The organism is uncultured Acetobacterium sp. (genome assembly GCF_927416815.1).
Taxonomy (GTDB): Bacteria; Bacillota; Clostridia; order Eubacteriales; family Eubacteriaceae; genus Acetobacterium.
The window spans coordinates 110,677-129,048 of the sequence record NZ_CAKMJU010000026.1 but is presented as its reverse complement, the minus strand read 5'-3'; the positions used below and the strand labels follow the sequence as shown (position 1 = coordinate 129,048).

The 18,372-nt window shown below is 45.9% G+C and carries 19 protein-coding genes; 13 read left to right on the top strand and 6 right to left on the bottom strand.

What is annotated here, in order from left to right:
* Window positions 1-47: 47 nt before the first annotated feature.
* Complete coding sequence (locus tag QZ998_RS16890; protein ID WP_366512394.1) at window positions 48-293, bottom strand: transposase; 246 nt, start codon at window positions 291-293, stop codon at window positions 48-50.
* A gap of 285 nt (window positions 294-578) precedes the next feature.
* On the opposite strand from QZ998_RS16890, the gene QZ998_RS04725 reads away from it, so the two are divergent.
* The 4 genes from QZ998_RS04725 to QZ998_RS04710 all read left to right on the top strand — a co-directional run bounded on the left by QZ998_RS04725 (window position 579) and on the right by QZ998_RS04710 (window position 4,213).
* Complete coding sequence (locus QZ998_RS04725) at window positions 579-2,462, top strand: aldehyde ferredoxin oxidoreductase family protein (RefSeq protein WP_296558449.1); 1,884 nt, start codon at window positions 579-581, stop codon at window positions 2,460-2,462.
* A gap of 26 nt (window positions 2,463-2,488) precedes the next feature.
* Window positions 2,489-2,779, top strand: a complete 291-nt coding sequence (locus QZ998_RS04720; RefSeq protein WP_296558446.1) for a MoaD/ThiS family protein — start codon at window positions 2,489-2,491, stop codon at window positions 2,777-2,779.
* A 224-nt stretch (window positions 2,780-3,003) separates the two neighbouring features.
* Window positions 3,004-3,753: a SagB/ThcOx family dehydrogenase gene (locus tag QZ998_RS04715; protein WP_296558445.1), complete on the top strand. Its 750-nt coding sequence runs from the start codon at window positions 3,004-3,006 to the stop codon at window positions 3,751-3,753.
* Between the two features lie 232 nt (window positions 3,754-3,985).
* On the top strand, window positions 3,986-4,213 hold the full coding sequence (locus QZ998_RS04710) for a hypothetical protein (RefSeq protein WP_296558443.1): 228 nt from the start codon (window positions 3,986-3,988) through the stop codon (window positions 4,211-4,213).
* A 120-nt stretch (window positions 4,214-4,333) separates the two neighbouring features.
* Here QZ998_RS04710 and QZ998_RS04705 read toward each other — a convergent pair whose 3' ends face one another.
* Window positions 4,334-4,984 (bottom strand): DUF3786 domain-containing protein, encoded by a 651-nt coding sequence (locus QZ998_RS04705; RefSeq protein WP_296558441.1) that lies wholly within the window; start codon window positions 4,982-4,984, stop codon window positions 4,334-4,336.
* Window positions 4,985-5,351: 367 nt separating this feature from the next.
* Between QZ998_RS04705 and QZ998_RS04700 the strand changes: the two genes are divergently transcribed.
* Window positions 5,352-6,980, top strand: coding sequence for a diguanylate cyclase (locus QZ998_RS04700; RefSeq protein ID WP_296558439.1), 1,629 nt, complete (start codon window positions 5,352-5,354; stop codon window positions 6,978-6,980).
* A gap of 189 nt (window positions 6,981-7,169) precedes the next feature.
* Window positions 7,170-7,352 carry a hypothetical protein gene (locus tag QZ998_RS04695; protein WP_296558438.1) on the top strand — a complete coding sequence of 61 codons (183 nt, stop codon included), beginning with the start codon at window positions 7,170-7,172 and terminating at the stop codon, window positions 7,350-7,352.
* A 144-nt stretch (window positions 7,353-7,496) separates the two neighbouring features.
* Here QZ998_RS04695 and QZ998_RS04690 read toward each other — a convergent pair whose 3' ends face one another.
* Together QZ998_RS04690 and QZ998_RS04685 are read right to left on the bottom strand one after the other, a co-directional pair.
* A complete protein-coding gene (locus QZ998_RS04690) occupies window positions 7,497-8,051 on the bottom strand; it encodes a hemerythrin domain-containing protein (RefSeq protein ID WP_296558436.1) in 555 nt (184 codons plus the stop codon).
* Window positions 8,051-8,653 (bottom strand): hypothetical protein, encoded by a 603-nt coding sequence (locus QZ998_RS04685; protein ID WP_296558435.1) that lies wholly within the window; start codon window positions 8,651-8,653, stop codon window positions 8,051-8,053. Before QZ998_RS04685 ends, QZ998_RS04690 begins: the two co-directional genes overlap by 1 nt.
* A gap of 182 nt (window positions 8,654-8,835) precedes the next feature.
* Between QZ998_RS04685 and QZ998_RS04680 the strand changes: the two genes are divergently transcribed.
* From QZ998_RS04680 to QZ998_RS04665, 4 genes are all read left to right on the top strand, one after another.
* Entirely contained in the window at window positions 8,836-9,039 is a 204-nt protein-coding gene (locus tag QZ998_RS04680; RefSeq protein ID WP_296558434.1) for a DUF1858 domain-containing protein, read from the top strand.
* 285 nt (window positions 9,040-9,324) lie between these two features.
* Window positions 9,325-10,023: a Crp/Fnr family transcriptional regulator gene (locus QZ998_RS04675; RefSeq protein WP_296558433.1), complete on the top strand. Its 699-nt coding sequence runs from the start codon at window positions 9,325-9,327 to the stop codon at window positions 10,021-10,023.
* A 42-nt stretch (window positions 10,024-10,065) separates the two neighbouring features.
* Window positions 10,066-10,197, top strand: coding sequence for a hypothetical protein (locus QZ998_RS04670; RefSeq protein ID WP_296558432.1), 132 nt, complete (start codon window positions 10,066-10,068; stop codon window positions 10,195-10,197).
* Window positions 10,198-10,418: 221 nt separating this feature from the next.
* Window positions 10,419-12,071 carry a C39 family peptidase gene (locus tag QZ998_RS04665; RefSeq protein WP_296558431.1) on the top strand — a complete coding sequence of 551 codons (1,653 nt, stop codon included), beginning with the start codon at window positions 10,419-10,421 and terminating at the stop codon, window positions 12,069-12,071.
* Between the two features lie 285 nt (window positions 12,072-12,356).
* Here QZ998_RS04665 and rsmH read toward each other — a convergent pair whose 3' ends face one another.
* Window positions 12,357-13,406, bottom strand: a complete 1,050-nt coding sequence (rsmH, locus tag QZ998_RS04660; protein ID WP_296558429.1) for a 16S rRNA (cytosine(1402)-N(4))-methyltransferase RsmH — start codon at window positions 13,404-13,406, stop codon at window positions 12,357-12,359.
* Between the two features lie 382 nt (window positions 13,407-13,788).
* Here rsmH and QZ998_RS04655 point away from each other — a divergent pair, with 382 nt between their 5' ends.
* Entirely contained in the window at window positions 13,789-14,205 is a 417-nt protein-coding gene (locus QZ998_RS04655) for a molybdenum cofactor biosynthesis protein MoaE (protein WP_296558428.1), read from the top strand.
* Between the two features lie 138 nt (window positions 14,206-14,343).
* Here the strand turns inward: QZ998_RS04655 and putP are convergent, their stop codons facing one another.
* A complete protein-coding gene (gene putP / locus QZ998_RS04650) occupies window positions 14,344-15,906 on the bottom strand; it encodes a sodium/proline symporter PutP (protein ID WP_296558425.1) in 1,563 nt (520 codons plus the stop codon).
* A 402-nt stretch (window positions 15,907-16,308) separates the two neighbouring features.
* Here putP and QZ998_RS04645 point away from each other — a divergent pair, with 402 nt between their 5' ends.
* Complete coding sequence (locus tag QZ998_RS04645; protein WP_296558424.1) at window positions 16,309-17,229, top strand: serine/threonine-protein kinase; 921 nt, start codon at window positions 16,309-16,311, stop codon at window positions 17,227-17,229.
* 27 nt (window positions 17,230-17,256) lie between these two features.
* Complete coding sequence (locus QZ998_RS04640) at window positions 17,257-18,342, top strand: FHA domain-containing protein (RefSeq protein WP_296558422.1); 1,086 nt, start codon at window positions 17,257-17,259, stop codon at window positions 18,340-18,342.
* The last annotated feature ends 30 nt before the right edge of the window (window positions 18,343-18,372 follow it).

The following is an 18,372-nucleotide window of genomic DNA, read 5'->3' as shown; positions in this document are numbered from 1 at the left end:
TATACTAATTTAAGTGTGGTGGGCGTTGAAAGTGTCGATAGCATTATCTATAATGATATGCTCTGCGATAAGTATGGCCTGGTGGTATAGATCACTTGTCTGATCACATCCGCTGTAGAATGACAGTGCTTTCCTATTTGTGGGAAATACGCTTCAATCAGACGACTCAAACCAAGTGATTCGTCAAAGCTCCGGGGAATCAGCAGACCGGCATCGGATGAAAGATCCCCGCCATTAAAACTCACTTTCAGTTTTTTGTTGAAATTTACTGCATAATCGTTTAAACTTGTCATTGAAAGAACTCCTTTTCTCTGATGGTTTTGGTTTTGCAATTAAATTTTATCAGAAATTGGGGTTCTTTTCTATTTTTTTGTTCTCACCCAATGGGTGAAATTGAAAAATCGCTGAAAGCTACGGTTTCATGGGCTTTGACGGGTTTTATTATGTTTTTGTGAATAATACGGGGTATATTGATTAAATTTTCCTAAAGTGATATGATAACGTTGTCAGATACCTGATTATAAACAAGTACGGAAATGACGTGGTTGATCATTTTCAGATTACAAGGAGGTAATGAAATGTTTCAGGGCGGTTATATGGGAAAAGTATTGCGGGTGAATCTCACCACAAAAACAGTATTAGTTGAAGACTTGCCGGAAAAGATTGCCAGAGATTATATTGGTGGCGCGGGGTTTGGGGTGAAATATCTCTTTGATGAGGTGCCCGGCGACGTCGATCCTTTAGGAGCCGATAATAAGCTGATTTTTGCACCGGGTCCCTTGAGCGGTACCGCCGCCCCCTGTGCTAGCCGGATAGCGGTAACCACCAAATCCCCCTTGACCGGTGCAGTGGGAATGTCTTTGTCTGGCGGTTACTTTCCAGTTGAACTGAAATTTGCCGGCTACGACGTGCTAATCATTGAGGGGCAATCAGAAACCCCGGTTTATCTTCATATCAGGGACGATAAGGTGTCGATCAAAAATGCAGAAAAAATTTGGGGAATGGATACGCAGATTACTCAGACGATCATCAAGCAGGATGTCGGCGATCAGAATACTCGGATTGCCTGTATTGGCCAAGCTGGCGAAAATCTGTCGAAGATGGCGGCGATTATTAATGAGCGCCGAGCCTTTGGTCGTAAAGGGGTAGGCGCGGTGATGGGCTCAAAAAATCTCAAGGCCATCGCCATAAGAGGAACGAAAGAGGTTCCCATTGCCAATCCTGAAGCCTTTTCGGCGGCTCGAAAGTTCATGCTGGATGCGATGAAACAAAGCCCGGTGCTTTATCCAGAGTTTTCCAAACTGGGCACTCCGATGGTGGTTGATGTCACCTCTGCGATGGGAATGTTTCCCTCTGAAAACTATCGCAACACCGGTGAAAAAGACTATTCGGAAACGATTGGGGTGGAAGCAAGCCTCAGCCGCAACAAGGGCAATGAACATTGCTATGGCTGTCCGGTCGGTTGTACTCAGCTTAAACTGGCCAAGGGTCAGGGCTACGAAGGAGGGATGTCAGATCCCGAATACGAAACCTATTACAGCCTGGGCAGTGTGGTGGGCGTTGAAAGTGTCGATAGCATTATCTATAATGATATGCTCTGCGATAAGTATGGCCTGGATACCATGTCGGTGGGAGTTACCATCGCCTTTGCGATGGAGCTCTTCGAGCGGGGGATGCTCTCAGCTGCCGACACCAATGGGATTGATCTGCGCTTTGGCAATCATCAGGCAGTGACCCAGCTGATTGAAGAAATCGCCTTCCGACGAGCGGGTATTGGTGAGCTGCTTTGTGACGGCTCCCGAATTATGGCCGAAAAGATCGGCGGAGACGCCGGAGATTTTGCGATGCACATCAAGGGGTTGGAATTACCGGCTTATGATCCCCGCGGAGCTAAGGCTCATGGCCTTAATTTTGCCACCAGCTATACCGGGGCTGACCATAACCGCGGCTACGCCTTTCAGGAAGTCTTTGGGATACCGGTGCCCAAGGCCTATGACCGCTTTGCCGTAGCCGGCAAGGGTTGGCTGACCAAGTGGAATCAGGATATCCGCTGTGCCACCACCGACTGCCCGACGATGTGCGGTTTTCTGATGGATATGGCGGTTCCGGCGATTGCCGAGCAAAACACCGCCGATCTGGTCAGCAGTGCCAGTGGACTGGCTCTGACTAAAGAAGATGTCGGTAAGGTCGGGGAGCGGGTCAATAACCTGGCTCGTGTCTACAATATTTCAGCCGGTTTTACTCGGGCGGATGATACCTTTCCCAAGCGAATCATCGATGAAACCATCAAAGAAGGTGGCTCCTCTGGCCAGCGAATTTCTCAGGAAGACTTGGATCTGATGCTTAACGAGTATTATGAAGCTCGAAACTGGGCTCAGGACGGAGTACCCAGCCAGCAAAAACTGGCCGAGCTTGACCTGCCGGAAGCTGCCGCTCTGCTTGAAGCTCGAGGTCTGTTATAAAATGATTGAAGCAGAAAATAAACAAGATGATTACCGTTGAAATTACCACCATCATGGATTTAAAAGCCCTGATGGGTGAAAAAAAAGACCAGACCATTGTCCTTCCTGAAGGGGCTACTGTTGGGGATGCCCTGAATCAACTTTGCAGTAGCTATGGGCCAGTATTAAATAAGCGACTATTTGCTAACAGCGAAGCGCTTAATCCGGGTATTGCTGTTTTTGTAAATGGCTGTGTGATCGATGCCTTGGCTGGGCTTGAAAGTAGCTTGAAAAATGGTGATAGGGTATTGATTTTTCCGCCAGTGGGCGGAGGATGAGCAAAAAAGAGATCAGCATGCTGGTCTCTTTTTCTGTTGGTGCGTGATTAGAACCTTTGTAAAGGAGTCGAACTTTCTCAGAAGCCCCCTTTTAAATGAGAAATCATAACAATTAAGCTAAGCTTTTTCTCTCATTGCTGCTTAAATTATTCTGATAGGGTAAAATAATAGAGAATGCAATCAGAAAAATTGCTTATCCATGAGAAAATGAAAGGCAGAAAATGATGAAAAATGAAAATATTAAAAGCTCAAAGTATTTCTTAAAAGACGATATTCGCCAGCAAACCGATTTTCGCCACACCGATCAGAACATCGGCGTTCCAGCCCCACCGATTGAAAAACCATCTTTAGCAGACGCAAAGAAAATCGCCCTGACTGCGCCGGAAGCCTTAAAGATCGGGGATTTGTCCGTAAAAACCGCGATTTTACAGCGCGAATCGCGGCGTCGATTTAACAATCAGGCGATCTCTCTTGACGAATTGTCCTTTTTGCTGTGGTCGACCCAGGGGGTTCGCCAGTGGCGCCAGAAAAATGCCCTGCGGACGGTTCCCTCGGCGGGAAATCGGCATGCCCTGGAAACTTATCTGGCCGTTTTTAATGTCGACGGCCTGGAACCGGGAATCTACCGCTATCTGCCGTCCCAGCATCAATTAGTGCTCGAATCAACACCGCCACAACTCAAAGCAAAGACGATTGAGGCGGCCTTAAATCAGCAGTTTGCCGGATCAGGGGCGGTTACCTTTATCTGGACAGCAATTCCTTATCGGATGGAATGGCGCTATGGCCAGGCCTCCTACAAGGTCATTGCGCTAGATGCCGGACATGTCTGCCAAAACCTTTATCTGGCGTGCCAAGCCATCGGAGCGGGAACCTGTGCCATTGCCGCCTACGATCAACCAGCAGCTGATCAGCTGCTTAATATCGATGGCGACGATGAGTTTGTCATTTATATGGCACCAGTTGGGAAAGTGTGACGCTGGTAAGGGATCAGAGAATCCGCTTATTATTTTTTGATTAGCGAGATAGTCTGTGGTAATATGGGTAATAGTTTTAATACACAAAAACGCGGGACAAATTTATTCTGGAGGCAGAGAATAAAAAGACTATTGTCACTGTTTCTGGTTGTCAGTTTATTAGTGCTGTCAACCCCTGTCGTATAGGGCGGAGAACCCCGTCCATGAGCCGATCACCGCCGAATTAATCGCAATGGTAGACCATAACCCGGAGCTGCAAGCCTTGTTGATCAAATCGATTGACCAGGCCAAAACCGTTAATCCGGACAAAAATTCCAATCCGGCACAGTCGCTGGGTGAGTTTTATGACTATATTGACTGGGCTTCTAAAGCACTGCCCTGGACGATCCTACCCAATGTGGGCACGGAATATCCGGCGCTCTACGATCAAATTGATCAAAGCCTGTTTAAGATAGCGTAGCTTGGTAAAAAAACAGCAGCTGTTTTGCCAGCAAAAAAACAGTATGATTAAGGATAATGTTCGCAAATGAGACAAAGCCGTCCTTCCCTTTCGGGAGGAACGGCTTTGTTTTGGTGTGGCCTACATTTTAAAAATTGGTCCCTTGATCTCAAGTTGAGCCGCATTGGCGAGCCGCTCAATGCCCTCCATGGCAATACTGACAGTGCTTTCGACATGGATAAAATCGGTGGCGCTATAGTCGTAAAGAATATTAGCCTGAGCAGGAAATTCATCGTCGCCATCCCAGAAATGAAATTTGAGGGGGATGCAGTCGAAGGCATTAAGCAGACCGCCAGCATCCGAGTGAGACAGGGTCGAACCGCCCAGCGCTTGGTAGGCCTTGGTTAACTTTTCAGTTTGTCCCGAGAAGGTCAGGGCAAAGGGAATCAGGACATGATTCTCAAAGGCTCTGGTAAAGGGCGAGGCACCGCTTAGCTCTCTAAAGGGAACCCATTTATCGAGTAACCGAGCCTGGGGTGAAACAAATCCCAATAGGGTATAAATATTCAATTGGCTGATGATCTCGGCCGGCTGAAGATCTTCGAGGCTGACGATTTTTCCGGTTTCGCTATGAATCCCAAAATTGCGATCGAACAGTTTCAAGGTCAGATAGTCGGCTTCCCGTTTGATTTCTGGCAGTTTTTCTAGCAGCTGCTGTTTGTCCATTTCCAGAAATTTGAGCCGCCAGTTTTCGCAGGCTTTCAAGTAATTATTGGTCGTATCATTCAACATATGTGCTCCTTTTGAATTTAAGTTTGGCACTCAGGCTTTTTTGATTTATTAGAGATACCCGCTTCAGTTTAACAGGCCAGAGCGATTAACTCAACCAAATTTTGTAACTAAGAATGAAAATTTTGCAACTAAGAATGATAATTCGAAGTATTTCAGTTAAACTTGATCGCAGCATGGAAACAAGCCAGAAACCGGATCGCCGAATTAAAAGAACTGTTTAGGTACCGACTAGCCCGCCCCAGCAGATTTTTAAAATAGGAACTTCAGTTATTTCACCGCAAAAACATCGCGCTACCCTTGTTTTAGAGATTTGAATAGGGTAAAATAACATCAAACTTATTTCTGATTAAACAAAAGGAGTTTTACCTTGATTGATAAAGCCATTAACAAAGATACGAAAAAAACAATGCTCTATACCCTGGGACTATTCCTGATTCTCAGCCTGGTGTTTTTTCTGATTACACTGGTGATCCAGATTAATGCGGACACGGTTCTAAAAAATGAAATCATGAGCCAGGAACAACTGCTGGTCGATGTCGAAAAAACGATCGTCGCCAATAAGGTCAATCGCCTGACGACCGATCTCTTATACCTTACCGATATCTTAGCAATGGGGGACAGCGGTCGGGGCGACTATTCCGATGTTGAGGATCATTGGCTGGCCTTTGCCAACCGGAAAATGATTTATGATCAGATCCGCTTTATTAATGGGGATGGCGATGAAGTGATCCGGGTCAATTATAGCGATACCGGTGCCACCCTGACAGATAGTGACGATCTTCAGAACAAGGCCGACCGCTATTATTTTACTGAGGCAATTGGTCTTGACGATGACCAGATTTATATTTCCAAACTGGATTTAAATATGGAAAACAATCAGATCGAGCAGCCCATTAAACCGACGATCCGGCTGGCTACCACCTATTATGGAGCCCGCGGCCAGTTGCAGGGAATCGTGGTACTGAATTATTCGGCCGATGATATGCTGCGTGAAGTGGAAAAAATTGCCTCCACCAGCCAGGGTGAAATTTTTATGCTCAATTCCGATGGCGATTGGCTTTACAACAGCCAAGACACCAGTAAAGCCTGGTCATTCATGGACGATAAGCGGCGGGATGAGAGCTTTAAAAATGACTTTCCTAATGTCTGGCAGACCATCCAGTCGGAAGCAAGCGGCGCCCAGATAGTTGACACCGGCGTCTTTAATTATACGAAAATTTTGACTGCTGATAAATTTGCCCTCGATAGCGACCATTCGCTGGCGCTGGGCTTAGAGGATTGGACGATTGTTTCTTATATTCCGCCGGATACTGATGATGGAAAACTGCTAACAGGCAACCTGTTTGATGCCGTGCTGCTGGTGCTTAAAAATAATCTGATAGCCTATTTTCTGATCTTGATGCTGTCTTTGTTTTTGGGGGCGTTATTGACTGTCAATAAGGTTAAGAACGATGAAATTAAACATTTTTCTGAGTATGATGCGATGACCGGAGTCTATAATCGCCGCACCGGCTTTGAGAAACTGACTCAGTTATACAAAAACAGCGTGAAAAACAATGGTGAAAACTCAGTCTGCTTTATCGATATCAACGGTTTGAAAGACGTCAACGACTATCTCGGCCATGATGTCGGGGATGAGCTGATCGTAACCATCACCAACAGTATCAAGGATAAAATCCGCGAAAATGATTTTGTCGCCAGACTGGGCGGGGATGAGTTTCTGATCATCTTTGAAGGTCTCGATGAAAACGGCGCCGAAGCCGTCTGGCAACGGATTGTAGCAGATTTTGAAGCGATCAATGAGACCGAAAAGCGGCGCTACCTGATCAGTGCCAGTCACGGGATTGAAAGCTTTAGCGGTACTTCCAATGAATACATTGACACCATCATCAACCATGCCGATGAAAAAATGTATCGCGAGAAGAAAATTATTAAAAAGAATTTAAAAATAATCCGGGAATATCAACCCGATGACGAAAACGATCCAGTGCAATAGCATGAGAACTTTTCCCTCAGCAGCAAATGGGATAGAAAAAGTGCTGGCACTCATCGCGGTTTAAAATGTTTGAAAGAAACCTTAGAAGTTTGAACTGGTAAAGGTTTTCAGTTGAATTATGGCTATTTTTGACAAAGTTCCTGTGTTATACTGAGTTGAAAACTTTGAATAAATACAGGAGGGTAAAAAATGGGTAAAATTAGTATAGTAACAAGCAACAATGCGCGTGACTTCCACCGCAAGCTCAGTGAAGCGTTTGAAAGAGGCGGTAAACTGGTTGGCGGAATTAAGTCGATCCCCAAGGGTGATGAATCTCGGATGGATTGTGAATACGACTATGTTACCTTTGTAAGCTATGAACAGGCAAGCTGATTCGTGTGTGTGAATCATCAATAATCGCGTCATCACGCAAGACGAGTCCCCAACTTCATGTTGGGGACTCGTTTTTGGGTAAATCCGCTTGACCGCTATGATGATAAATTGGGGTTTGCCGTGGCTTAGCAACTGCTTAGGGTCTTATTGATATTTTGACTCCAGCGCTTCCAGGATATTTAGATAGTAAGCCGGAATCCCCTGTTGGTCGGCTTCGGCTTCAAAGACATCGGTTTGAGCGTTGATCTGAGCCAGGATTTCCGGAGCCAGCTGCTTTTTCGCAAAGGGATAGACGACCGTATCTTCCTTGGCGATATGGCGAGCCAGATGGTTGGCATAACCAATCGCATTGGCAATCACATCCAGGCGGCTTTCATCATCGCCGTCCTGTACCCGGAGCAAGGCGGCTTTTAATTCCGCAATAAACAAACGGCCCCAATCGTGTTCGACCAGCATCCCGTGTGAAATCAGATTGGTGCCCATCTTCCCCAGGTGATCGACCATTTCTTTAAAGAGAAACTTTTCTTCTTTGCCATGATGATGGACATCGGCATAATTAGCGATAAAGTCAATCATCTGGTCAAAGTCATCGTAATTGATGGGGTCACCTTTCATCACCTGAGCGCTGGCGGCTCGGACTACGCCCAGCATCCGGATAATATTAGTGTGTTCATAGACCATTAATTCAATACTGTTCATTAACTTTCCCTCCTAATGACACTGGTGACAGCATCAGTTTTTTCATAGACTAAGCCGGTGTTTTCCAGAACACCCCGAATCAGGGCTTCTCGCAGGGCATAATAGACGGCAATGTCGCCGCCGACTTCGTTCCAGGTCTTGCTGTGGACACAGCTGTTGCGCTGCCAGATCACTTGTTCATCGCTTTCTGCGATCAGGGCATTGGCGTGATCACAGGGCATCCCATCCAACAGACTGTCGCTGATCAGCTTATAGGCCGCGGCGGCGGTCAGATTGGCCTGGGATAGTGATCGTCCGGTGGCGCTAAAAATTGCTTCGATCAGTTGGTAGTTGTCGGGGTCTTGCTTTAGCAGTGCGGTTACACTATCAGCCAGCTTATATTCTGACCGGGTGACATTAATCTGGAGCCAGCCGTGAATGTTGCCTTCATCGATGACGGCTTCTAAGGGTCGGGTTTCAGAAATGCCATAGCGTTGGTCCAGCTCGTCCTGGTGCTGTGATGCCGCTTCTCCATATAATGCGATGATGTCGGCGATCATTTCCTCTTGTATCTGAATTTTGTTATAGACCCAAAAATGAATCGGTCCTAAAAATTTGCTCATATTCGTCCTCCTGAGATTGCGACTTTTTTTATCGCCGCTGTTTTGATTTGATAAGTTCATTATAACCGCTTTTTTGCAAATAATTGTAGCTGTAGCTACAAAATATAAGAATATTTGTGGTATACTAAGCTCAAGTTAAAAATAAATTATTGTTTTCACAATAAATCTCAGGAGGTTTTACCATGCAAAAAGTAACGAAAGATATGAAAATTGGTGAGTTGTTAAGAATAGATGGTGGTTTTGCGCCGATCTTATTAGAAATCGGGATGCATTGTCTCGGTTGCCCCTCTTCACAAATGGAAACCATCGAGGAAGCCTGCCAGGTGCACAGTACCAGTGCCGATGCCCTGATTGACAAACTCAATGCCCATCTGGCTTCGCTGTAAGCCGGGGAGAAGGTAGACAGAAACGACATCGTACCAATATCAATGACCAAGGGGTCAGACCCTTGTTAAGCTGTTGTCCGCTCCAATGCGGAGGGTCTGACCCCTCGGTCACAACATGATGTAACAATTGTCGGTACGGGGCTAGTAGTTTTATTACAGTTTTGAGCGCCCGCTTAGCAGGCGTTTTTTTTATTTTGAACCTTTACGGAATAAACGGGCTGTCGTATAATAAGGCAAAACCGACAGCGGATCGGGTCGCGCGTTTATTTATAGAAGAAAGTAGGGATGGCGATGGAGAAATTTTATGGGATACTTGAAAAAAGTCCCTTGTTTGATAATATTAAAGCCGATGAATATACAACTTTGATGACCTGCATCAATGGCAATATCCGGAAATTCAGCAGTGATGACTATGTTTTTCTGGCTGGCAGCCAAATCAGCTTTGTCGGGATCGTACTTACTGGTGCGGTTGAAATTATCAAAGAAAACCCCGCCGGCACCAGACTGATTATGGATGTTTTAGGGCCGGCCAATATTTTTGGGGAGGGGATAGTCTGTACCAAAGCCAGAATCGCGCCGGTGAGTGTTCGTGTCAAAGAAGAATCCCAGATTCTATTGATTCCCTTTGAACGGATCATCAGAACCTGTGGCAACGCCTGTAATTTTCACTTTCAGCTGATCCAGAATATGATGATGCTGTTGGGTGAAAAAAACTTCCGGATGAATTCTAAAATTGAACTGCTGATGTTAAAAGGGATGCGCGAAAAGCTGGCCACCTATCTGATTCAGGAGTCCCAGACAAACAAGAGCCGCAGCTTTGATATTGTCCTCAACCGCAACGAGTTGGCCGAATACCTGAATGTTTCCCGCACTGCCATGAGCCGGGAGTTGGGTCGGATGAAGGACGAGGGGCTGCTGGATTACTACCAGAATTCTTTTAGAATCCTCGATCTGGATAAACTAAAGGATTGCCTGATGATCTGACCGGCAAGTCTGTTTTTCTTAATAACAGATGATAGCGAATTAATGTACTTGATGGAGGTAACCGTTGTCGCCAACAGCGATAAAGCGGCGGTGTTTGAATTAGCGGTTTATCTGGCAATGATACTCTCCCCGGAAACGAGTTTGCATAGATATCCTGATAATCCGGTTGGCTGAAGTTGCTAAGGGTTGAGGTATCCATCGGTAAACCAATTCCATTGTTGGCAGCTAAAAATTTAAAGTCGTTTCTTTAAAAATTACAGATACCATTGTGGTCGTTTGTTATCACTCGCTTTTCGGCTTCATATTTGGTATAGTAATAGGATAATAATTAAGACAGCCAGAAAAAGAAAAAGCACTAGAGATTTGAAATCGTTTACGAGAAGTGAGGTTAAATTATGAAAAAAAGGTTATTAAGTTATCTTGTCATGTTGCTTGGCCTGGGTCTTTTTGCCGGAATACTCCCGTCGGGGGTCATCGCGGCTACTGCTCCTAGTGTCAGTTATCGCACTCATGTCCAGAATGATGGTTGGCAGGATTTTGTTGCTGATGGTGTCATGAGCGGAACCTCTGGCCGGAGCCTGCGGTTGGAGGGCATTGAAGTGAAGGTGGAGGCCTCGGACTATGATCTGGGGATCACCTATCAAACCCATATTCAAAATATCGGTTGGGAAGCTGAGACCGACCGCGGTTGGAAAAGTAACGGTGCCATGAGCGGCACCGAAGGACTGAGTTACCGGTTAGAAGCGATCCAAATTAATTTAACCGGGGCTGATGCCGCGGGCTTTGATGTCTATTACCAGGTTCACGCTCAGAACATGGGCTGGTTGAGCTGGGCTAAAAATGGAGAAAGTTCGGGAACGGCTGGTTATTCTTATCGGTTGGAGGGCATCCATATTGTCATCGTACCTAAGGGCGGAAATCCACCGGGGGGAACCGTGGATCAGAATAAGCCCTTTATTGAGCGAAAAGCGGTGCCGGGAAATCTGATGACGCAGACCACTAGCAGCGATTTTAATGATAACGCGATGGGACTGGATCGGGTTGTGATTACGGGAAATGCCGACGATGGAGCAATTATGTTGCAATCCGGTCACCAATCGGGAGTCTATACCTCGAACGTCTTTAATGCCAGCCCCTTTACCAAAGCGGTGCTGTCCTGGAGTACGGATACTCCGGCTGGAACTCTGATTCAAGTGGAGGCTCGAGTCTGTGAAAGTGATGGCAGCGGTCAAGCCAACGAAAACTGGTCTGACTGGCTCTCCTTTGGTCAGTGGGGAACCACCATCAAACGGGCTTCCGGGATCGGCAATACTGATAGCCCCCTGGCAAAAATTGATGTCGATACACTGGTGGTCAAAAATGGCAAAACCGCCAATAAAATCCAGTATCGGGTGATCTTGCATTCCGGCGCCACCGGAGTGACACCGACGGTGCGACTCATTGCTGTGGCGCTCCGAAATGCCAATCCTGGTCAGGGGATTAGCAAGGTTTTCACCGATAATCCTGATTTATCAAATTTGCCGGTTCTTAATGTGCCGCAGCTATCACAGATGGTTCGCGAGCCGTCAATCGCCGATTCGATCTGCAGTCCGACCAGCGTGGCGATGATCTTAAACTATTACGGCACTCCGGTTCAGCCGGAAGCCGCCGCCTGGGGATCCTATGATTATGGCTATCAAGATTTCGGTAACTGGCCCTTTAATACCGCCTATGCCGCAAGCTTTGGCTATCACGCTTATGTCGATTATTCAACCATTGAGGGGCTGAAGCGGGAAATCGCTGGCGGACATCCGGTGGTGGTAGCAGTAGCCTATAAAAACAGCGCCGGGGTTAGCGGAAATTTGCCGGTCGTTAATGGGGCACCGATTCGGTCAACCTATGGTCACCTGATTGTCGTTTGCGGTTTTACGCAGGAAAACGGCACGGATTATATCATCATCAATGATCCGGCGGCTGCCAGCAATGGCGGGGTAAGAGTCCGCTATCGACTCGATCAGTTTGCCGCTGCCTGGGCAGAGTCCGGCAATATTGCCTATATTATTCATTAAAACCAGAAAATTTATAAACCACCTAAAAAAGAACCTGATTTTCCAGGTTCTTTGAGGTTATCGTTAAACTACCGTACCGACCAATTATTAATCTGTTGTTCGCCGCGGAATCGGACAGGCGATGCCGTGTCCGCTCCGATGCGGAGGGTCTGACCCCTCGGTCACAACATGATGTAACAATTGTCGGTACTGGGTTATCATAATTTACAGTCTGAAAGAACCTGATTTTCAGGTTCTTTTATAATTTACAGAAAATTTTCAAATCCATGCAGGAGCACCCAATAATCAGGCTTTGATGGCCCAGCGCAATTTGGCTGACCGGGCGCGGCCATTGGCATGGCATTCTTCGGCTGAAGGCTTAAGTGGGCCGGGAGCCACCTCAATGTAGACGCCTTCCCGAAAGAGCCGCTGAAAAGATTTTTTAACCAGCCGGTCTTCGCCAGAATGAAAAGACAGGATCGCAACCCGGCCGCCGGGAGCCAGTACATCCGGCAGTTTTTCAAGAAATTCATACAAGACTTCAAATTCGTCATTGACATCGATCCGCAAGGCCTGAAAGCAGCGTTGACAGGTTTTTTTAAGGGCTTCCTTACTGTTGCTGCCGGGGATTTTCTTGAGGGCGGCATTGATAATCTCCTGGAGCTGGGTGGTGGTGGCAATCTCAAGACCCTTGTTTCGGTGGTCGACCATGACCTTGGCGATGGCTGCGGCATTGGGCTCATCGGCGTTTTCAATAAACATCCCTTCCAGCTCATCCTGGGAAATGGTTTTTAACCGCTGGGCCGCCGAGATGCCTCTTTCGGGATTCAGGCGCAGGTCTAAGGGGCCTTCAAACTTAAAGGAAAAGCCGCGCTCGGGATTATCAATCTGCATCGAAGATACCCCCAAATCGGCCAGTACAAAATCCAGGGGTCCGGATTCGCGGGCAAGCTCATCGATCTGGGAAAAATTGAGGTGACGGATGGTTAGAATTTCTGGTCCAAACCCAGCCTGAGCAAGACGCGCCGCTGTGCGGGGCAGCTCGATGGCATCAACATCGGTGGCGTAGAGGTGACCCTGACCCGCCAAGCATTTAAGCATCGCCTGGCTGTGGCCACCAAAGCCGAGGGTCGCATCCAATCCCGTTTGTCCCGGTTTAATCGCCAGGAATTCGAGGATTTCATCAACGCAAATGGAACGGTGCATACCGGCTGGGGTGCTGCCTTTTTGGATTACTTTTTCGACTGTATCGGCATATTTTTCTGGCTGCAATTCCTTATACTTATCTTTGTAGGCTTTGGGGTGGGTGCCTTTGTAGCGGGGTCGTCGCTGGTGCTTGGGTTCCTGATTATCCATTGGGCAAGCTCCGCGATTTAACATTTGGGAACATAAAATTAAGAATTAATAGTGGTGCCTCATATCTATTTAATGCTGTGCTCATGCTTATATCCGCCTTTTTTAAAATTTGTACGCTGTTTCATTCCTATGATACCAAATACCATTTATAAAAGCAAACCAGAAGGGACTAAGATCGGCAACAAATTCTTTGAGATTCTCGTTTGATATGATAAAGTAGAGTATTGTGATGCTTAGATTTTAGGGATCGCTCCAAGCGCTTAGAAACATCAAAAAAATGAGCAGGGCTGTTCATATCGTTACTTGTTCAGGAATGCATCATGAGTAAAAATGAGTAAAAAAGAGAAAAAAAGAGTAAAAAAGAGTAAAGGAGTAGACGTGAATGGATAATGAAAATACCAAAAAAACGGCACCATCGATTGATGCCTGGTTAAAAGAAGCAAAAAATGATCCCCAAGCCTTACAGGAAGGCATGTATCTGGTTCATAATGGTACCGTCCGCCAAACCCCCAAAGCCAAGGTGCGAGAGGGTGTCGATGATGGATCGTTGGTTACCGGGATGGCATTCTTTTATGATGCCAGCAAGGTGGCGGCGGCGATCGAAGCGACCAAAAAAATGGACGGCATTTTCCACGTCCGGGTCTGGCTCAATGAAGGCCAGTTAGACCTGGGCGACGATATTATGCTTGTCCTCATCGGTGGTGATATTCGCCCCCATGTGATTGATGCCCTACAGTTTTTGGTGGAAACCATCAAATCCACCTGTGTCACTGAGATTGAGCAGAAGTCACAAGTTTGAGAATAATGAACAGACGCTAGCCCTTCAATGGAACAATGAAAGAGTACCAGTTTTGTCGCTAAATAAAATTTCGTGACAAAATAAGCCATAACAAAAAGCCAGCTGAAAGCTGGCTTTTTGTTTTAAATCATAGGATCATTAATTAATTGAAGCGGCTTTAACCTGCTCAAACTCATCCTGGATTTCCTGGGATGGTTCTTTGGTCAGTAGTGAAACGACCACAATAAAGGCGCAAGATACTAAGAAGGCGGGTAGTAGTTCGTAAATTCCGAAAACGCCGCCGATTGGCTTGATGAACAGTCGCCAGATAAAGACCATCCCAGCGCCGCCAAGCATTCCGGCAATAGCGCCTTCGCGGTTGGTTCGTTTCCAGAACAGCGAGAAGATCATCAGCGGGCCAAAGGTAGCCCCAAAACCGGCCCAGGCAAAGGATACAATATTAAAGATGACGCTGGTTTCATCAAGTGCCAGCAGCACCCCGATGATCGAAATGACAATCAGGGTAATATGGGAAACCCGCATGATTTCTTTATCGGTGGCATCTTTTTTGAGAATGCCCTCATAAATATTCTTAGAAAAAGCAGATGCGGCAATTAGCAGGTAGGAGTCGGATGAACTCATCGTTGCTGCCAGGATCCCGGCCATGACAAAGCCAGCAATGAGTGGTGGTAGCAGATTGGTTGACATCACGATAAAGATACTTTCCGCTCCGCTTGGGGTTAGTAGTTCTGTCGGGTATAAAACCCGGCCGATCAGACCGATAAAAACGGCAGCAAACAGCGAAATCACGCACCAAGTGGTAGCAATCCGTCGGGCTTTAGGAATTTCAGCAGCATCGCGGATGGCAATAAATCGCAGCAATACCTGGGGAACTCCAAAGTAGCCAAGACCCCAGGACATTGTCGAAATGATCGTTAAAAAGGTGTATGGTAAGGCGGGACCAAAAACCGGGTTACCAGCCAAGACCTGTTGGGCGCCGTCGACCACGGTGGGGTTGGCAATGCCAAAGAAATCAAAGAATCCGGGAATCCTCTGAATGTTTTCGCTGATCGCATTAATGCCACCGGCAGCGGTTGTACCCATCACCAGTACCAGTACCAAAGCAATGATCATGATAACCCCCTGCATAAAGTCTGAAACACTTTCAGCCAGGAAGCCACCTAATAAGGTATATAAAATAACAAAACATGCACCGGCGATCATCACAACCTGGTATTGAATGCCGAAAAGCGAATTAAACAGCTTACCCACGGTTACAAAGCAGCTGGCCGCGTAAACCGTAAAGAAAACCAGAATAAACAAGGAAGCAATCAGCATAATGACTTTTTTGTTTTCTTTAAAGCGATTACTAAAATATTCCGGAATGGTGATCGCATCACCAGCAACAGCGGAATAGTTTCGTAGTCGTCTGGCAGTAATCTTCCAGTTTAGATAGGTGCCGATTGCCAGACCTAAAGCAGTCCAGAAGGCATCGCTCCAGCCAAACCAGTAGGCTACACCGGGTAAACCCATCAAAAGCCACCCGCTCATATCAGATGCTTCTGCACTCATTGCCGCAACCCAGGGTCCCAGGGTACGACCGCCGATAAAATAATTGTCACTGTTTTCGTTGGCGATCTTTAAAAAATAGACGCCAATACCGAGTATCGCCGAGATGTAAATGATCATGGCGATCAGTATTTGGATGTTATCAGTACTCATTCTTTTCCTCCTCAAACAAAATTCATTGTATTATAGCATAGATTGAATTTTTATACAAAGAAATGGGTGAAAAATGGACAAAAAATACCGCTGCGATATGTCTAATGGCTTTCGAGTAGCATTTGAATGGGGATGATAAATTGCTCTTTTGGCTAATTTATAAATAGCTACCATGTCAATAGCTGACGATTCTTGAATTCTGAAAAAAAAACTGGCACACAAGTTGCCACATCTTGAAATATTTGGGTATAAAAGATACAATGTTTTTAATAAATTTAAAAGAAAGAAACAGTTTGTTCAATTGGCACCATTAGAATACGCGTAAAGCCGGCACCTCTGGTCTTGGTGGGAGCCGTGTAAATTGAGTAACGTTTAGAATTCTAGGATTGGTCAGCAGGGGCGATGAAAAAAGAGAAAATCACCATAATCGAAGAACAAGCAAGAAGCATATTTAACCAGGAATACCAGATTATAAAGATCTTGGGCAATGGTGGAATGGGTTGTGTTTTTCATGTGCAAAGTAATGGCCTGGAAAAAGCCGACTTTGCCTTGAAAGTACTGGATAAGGAAGCCTATACCGACAATCAATTGGATTTTATGCGCGAGGCAGATGTGATGATAGGCCTTGATCACCCCGGGATTCCTAAAATCATCGCAGTCACTGAGGATCAGGACTATGTCTATATGGTTCAGGAATATATCCGAGGAGAACCGCTCAGTCTGGTTATCCGAAAGTGCGGTAAAATTAGGGAAGAGTATCTGCGAATCTGGATGGAGAGCATGGCCGAAACCCTGGACTATCTGCATCGGCAGGGGCTGATTCATCGCGATATCAAACCGGATAATATGATGCTGACCGATAATTGTGAAATAAAAATCATCGATTTTGGGCTGGCTCGTAAAAAAGAGCAGATTGACCAGGCCGATAAAAAAGTCTTTGGAACGCTGTCCTTCACCGCTCCGGAGCGGTTTACTAAGAAGGTGGGGACGGCGCAAACCGATATTTATGGCTTCGGAGCGACCATGTATTATGTCACCACAGGTAAAAAACCCGAAAATATGAAAACCAGTCCCCAGGAAAGTTTTGCGATGATGGAGAAAAAATTAGCTAAAATCGTTCCACCGGAGATCACTCAGATCCTGACCAAATCGATTGCGGTTAAGCCCCATCAGCGTTACAAGAGTTTTGTTGAAATTCTAAGCGATCTCAATCATGACCAGCAGACGAAAGCTGAGCGAATTCAAGAGCGTCAGGTACAAGCCATCAATGTGTTGTTAATCTGGGCAACCCTTTTTATAATGGGGTTAATAACAGCCTATTAACTGTGAAGAGAAGGTATGGAAGAAGCGATGAGTAAAAAAATTAAGGACAATATAAAAAGTGATTTGGTGCTGATGTATGACGGCAAGATTTATGAATTGCAGGTAAGCCCGTTTATTTTGGGGCGGGATCCTAATTCAAGTGATTTTCATATCAACAATAAAAGAGTCAGTCGAAATCATGGTCAATTAACTCTAACGGATGGCAGTTGGTATCTGGAGGATCTCCATTCTAGTGCCGGGACGATTCTTAATGGGGTCAAGATTGAGCCTTCAAGAAAATATCAGATCGTCGCGGGCGATCGGCTGGAATTGTCCGAGGTGATTCTGGATGTATTGCCCGTCAATAATCAATCGACAGGCTCAGCAAATGCCGCAGATCCTCAAAAAAGTCAAGAACCGGTAGAAATTAAGACGGAAAAACAAATGAAGCGGATTCAGGGAAACCGCAGTTTTAAAAATCATCGGAGTGGTGACGGAGCCGGTTCTATTGGGGTTTTGAAAAAGGATGACGAAGTCCGGGAGTTGAATCATTTCAAGTCAACCCTGAGGCAGTTTATAAATGAGAATGACCTCGATCATAAGGCGATCAGCCGCTTAAAAAAAATCATTGAGCTGGCTCAGCGCTTGCCGGGAGAAGAAGCGGGTTTTAAAAATATCGTTCAGGACTTTTTCGACGAGGAAAATAAAAAAACGCTAGCTTTTGAACCAACCGTGAAATCAGCTTCACATAAAAAAGCATCTGGGGTCAAAGACAAGCCGCATCAAAATCAGGAATTAGCGGCCGATGGCGGGGTTCACAATGGGCCTGGAAAATTACCGGTGTTTCATCCGGTTAAGGTTGAAGGTGACTGGCTTGAAATAGTCGTTTCAAAAATACCATTCACCATTGGCAGAGGCCCCGATAATGTTGATTTTGTTTTGCGGGCAACCGGCATCAGCCGATCTCATTGTCTGGTTAGCTACCATGATGGTTGCTACCACATTGCAGATCTTGGTTCCACCAATGGCATCTTATTGAATAAAAAACAATTGAAGCCGAATGATAATTATGTCATAAAAAATGGCGATAGCGTTAGTTTTGGCGTCAACCAATTTTATCTCGAAATTCGATAAACGTTTAAAAGTAAAAATCAGCTTTTGCTG

Coding starts and splice junctions, on each gene's coding strand:
- QZ998_RS04725 (WP_296558449.1), top strand. CDS start 579: ATGTTTCAGGGCGGTTATATGGGAAAAGTATTGCGGGTGAATCTCACC.
- QZ998_RS04665 (WP_296558431.1), top strand. CDS start 10,419: ATGAAAAAAAGGTTATTAAGTTATCTTGTCATGTTGCTTGGCCTGGGT.
- QZ998_RS04640 (WP_296558422.1), top strand. CDS start 17,257: ATGAGTAAAAAAATTAAGGACAATATAAAAAGTGATTTGGTGCTGATG.
- putP (WP_296558425.1), bottom strand. CDS start 15,906: ATGAGTACTGATAACATCCAAATACTGATCGCCATGATCATTTACATC.
- QZ998_RS04685 (WP_296558435.1), bottom strand. CDS start 8,653: ATGAGCAAATTTTTAGGACCGATTCATTTTTGGGTCTATAACAAAATT.
- QZ998_RS04655 (WP_296558428.1), top strand. CDS start 13,789: ATGGATAATGAAAATACCAAAAAAACGGCACCATCGATTGATGCCTGG.
- QZ998_RS04710 (WP_296558443.1), top strand. CDS start 3,986: ATGGTAGACCATAACCCGGAGCTGCAAGCCTTGTTGATCAAATCGATT.
- QZ998_RS04695 (WP_296558438.1), top strand. CDS start 7,170: ATGGGTAAAATTAGTATAGTAACAAGCAACAATGCGCGTGACTTCCAC.
- QZ998_RS04720 (WP_296558446.1), top strand. CDS start 2,489: ATGATTACCGTTGAAATTACCACCATCATGGATTTAAAAGCCCTGATG.
- QZ998_RS04670 (WP_296558432.1), top strand. CDS start 10,066: ATGTACTTGATGGAGGTAACCGTTGTCGCCAACAGCGATAAAGCGGCG.
- QZ998_RS04705 (WP_296558441.1), bottom strand. CDS start 4,984: ATGTTGAATGATACGACCAATAATTACTTGAAAGCCTGCGAAAACTGG.
- QZ998_RS04690 (WP_296558436.1), bottom strand. CDS start 8,051: ATGAACAGTATTGAATTAATGGTCTATGAACACACTAATATTATCCGG.
- QZ998_RS04645 (WP_296558424.1), top strand. CDS start 16,309: ATGAAAAAAGAGAAAATCACCATAATCGAAGAACAAGCAAGAAGCATA.
- QZ998_RS04680 (WP_296558434.1), top strand. CDS start 8,836: ATGCAAAAAGTAACGAAAGATATGAAAATTGGTGAGTTGTTAAGAATA.
- QZ998_RS16890 (WP_366512394.1), bottom strand. CDS start 293: ATGACAAGTTTAAACGATTATGCAGTAAATTTCAACAAAAAACTGAAA.
- QZ998_RS04675 (WP_296558433.1), top strand. CDS start 9,325: ATGGCGATGGAGAAATTTTATGGGATACTTGAAAAAAGTCCCTTGTTT.
- rsmH (WP_296558429.1), bottom strand. CDS start 13,406: ATGGATAATCAGGAACCCAAGCACCAGCGACGACCCCGCTACAAAGGC.
- QZ998_RS04715 (WP_296558445.1), top strand. CDS start 3,004: ATGAAAAATGAAAATATTAAAAGCTCAAAGTATTTCTTAAAAGACGAT.